Origin of the sequence: Pauljensenia sp. UMB3104, assembly GCF_030217285.1 — a bacterium.
Classification (GTDB): Bacteria; Actinomycetota; Actinomycetes; order Actinomycetales; family Actinomycetaceae; genus Pauljensenia.
This window is the reverse complement of record NZ_JASONN010000280.1, coordinates 1-277: the sequence shown is the minus strand read 5'-3', so window position 1 is coordinate 277 and position 277 is coordinate 1. Positions and strand designations below refer to the sequence as shown.

Genomic DNA, 277 nt, shown 5'->3' with positions numbered 1-277 from the left:
GTTGGACCGATCCGAATAACGGCACCATGGGTGACAAGAACGCAAGCATTACAGGTTCTTGGGCCTTCACCGAAGAACCGGCCAAACCGGAGCATCCAATGAACCCAGGAACAGCACAGCCTGGTTCTATAAATGGAAATACAGGAAATAAAGGGACAAATTCTTCTGCAAATGTTCTACCAAAAACTGGCGATGCAACGAGCGCACCATTCTATGTAGGTGTCATGACACTGATTGGATCTGCTCTTTCAGCACTAGCACTGGGGCTTAAGAAAAA

The 277-nt window shown here is 47.3% G+C and carries 1 protein-coding gene; it reads left to right on the top strand.

What is annotated here, in order from left to right; all coding sequences use genetic code 11:
* Positions 1 to 26: 26 nt before the first annotated feature.
* On the top strand, positions 27 to 277 hold a 251-nt coding region (locus QP415_RS11710), incomplete at its 3' end, for an LPXTG cell wall anchor domain-containing protein (RefSeq protein WP_285100193.1).